This is a genomic window from Mesorhizobium sp. M7A.F.Ca.US.005.03.2.1, assembly GCF_003997795.1.
Classification (GTDB): domain Bacteria; phylum Pseudomonadota; class Alphaproteobacteria; order Rhizobiales; family Rhizobiaceae; genus Mesorhizobium; species Mesorhizobium ciceri.
In genome coordinates this window covers 1-1,707 of the sequence record NZ_RZRP01001108.1, presented here as the reverse complement: position 1 = coordinate 1,707, position 1,707 = coordinate 1, and the positions used below count along the sequence as shown (strand labels likewise).

The following is a 1,707-nucleotide window of genomic DNA, read 5'->3' as shown; positions in this document are numbered from 1 at the left end:
CATCGAGAGCGGGCCGCGCACGACGATGCGCACAGCCTCGGCGTCGCCAACCGCTTCGCGGACGGCGTCTGCCAACGCATCGATCGAACGTTTCTGCAGATCGTCGCTGACGATGCCGCCGATGATGCGGGCGACCGTGCCGGCGACAAGTCCGGTCACGCGCGCCTCCATCGCATCAATGTGCAACGAGACCGCCTTGCCGACATCGTCGCCAAGGCTTTCGAGAAATATCCTTGTTTCCTCAGCACTGGCCTGGCGTTCGGCTTCGAGCGCGGCGTCATGCGCAGCCGCCAGGCGGCCCTCCAGCGCTGCCTCCGCCTGGGCAACCGCCTCGGCGATCAGCGTGCCGATATCGGCTTGCGGCGCCGGCGTCTCGGGCTTGTGTTCGGGATCGACTGCTGCCCGGGGCTGGCCGGCACGCTGCGCGCGCGTGCCGAAATCAGGCAGAAGGTCGAAGAGGGCTACGGAAGGCATGGTTTACACCGCCACTTCCTGGGAAGCCCATTTGCGCAGGATCTGCGCGGTGCGCTCCTCGTTGAGGTCGACCATCCTCGCAAGCCGGTCCTGCGGCGCCGGCCGGATCTTCTGGCGAAGATCGTCGAGCGGAGTGGGGCCTGGGCGTGTGCCTGGCAAGGCGCCAACCGCGGCATTGTCGGTGGCCGCCATTGCCTCCGGCGTCGGCAGCGAGCGCTGGACGTCGTCGAAGCTGGGACCTGCCAGGGCTGGAGCAGCCTTTGCCGTCAGCGCCGCGGCCATCGGCCTCAGGCCGAAGAAGGCCACCAGGAACACCACGACGATGAAGGCACCTGCATTGATCATCGTGCCGGCATGCTGGCCGATCGAATCGAGCATTCCCGCCTGCGGGATCGCCTCGCCATCCAGGCCATCGATGAACTCGACCGCCGAGACGTCGATGATGTCGCCGCGCTTTTCATCCAGGCCGGTGGCGGATGTAACCATCTTCTGGATCTCGGCGACGCGCTTGGCGATCTGCTCCGGTGTGGCGTCCTTGCCGAGGATGGTCGTCAGCCGCTGCTGGTTGACGACCACGGCAATCGACATCTTGGTGACGGTGTAGCCGTTGGAGACGGTGGCGATCTTCTTGGAATTGATCTCGTAGTTGGTGATCTCTTCCCTGCGGTCGTTCTGCGAGGAGGATTGCGGGCCATCGGTGGCGGTTGCCTGGGTCTCGGGCAGGTTCTGCTCGACGCTGGCCGGAGTGGAAGCCTGCTTCTGGTTGTTGTTCTCGTTGGCGCGCACCGACTGCACCGAGCGCTCGACGCGGGAATTCGGATCGAAGATGGTCTCTTCCGTCTGGCGGGTGTCGGTGTTGACCTCGGCCTTGACGCTGGCGCGGAAATTGTCGGGGCCGAGATAGGCCGTCAGCGCACGGCGGATGTTGTCTCCGATCTGCGCCTCGACGGTCTGCTCGACGCCGAGCGTGCGGGCGGCGCTGGTGTTGGAAGGGTCGTCGCCCGCAGCCAGCAGATTGCCGCTGGAATCGAGCACCGTCACCTTGTCGGCCGACAGGCCGGGGACGGCGGCGGCGACGAGATGGCGGATCGACATGGCGCTCTTTTCGGCGTCGATGCCGGCGTAGCGGATGACCACGGAGGCGGAAGGCTGCTGCTCGTCACGGCGGAAATTGGCGCGTTCGGACATGACGATGTGGACCCGCGCCGCCTTGATGCCCGATATCGACTGGAT

At 65.9% G+C, this 1,707-nt stretch carries 2 protein-coding genes; both read right to left on the bottom strand.

The genetic code is table 11. The annotated features are described in order from the left end of the window. A partial coding sequence (locus tag EN991_RS35170) for a hypothetical protein (protein WP_127370448.1) occupies positions 1 to 474 on the bottom strand: 474 nt, incomplete at its 3' end. 3 nt (positions 475 to 477) lie between these two features. Further along, a partial coding sequence (gene fliF, locus EN991_RS35165; RefSeq protein ID WP_127370447.1) for a flagellar basal-body MS-ring/collar protein FliF occupies positions 478 to 1,707 on the bottom strand: 1,230 nt, incomplete at its 5' end.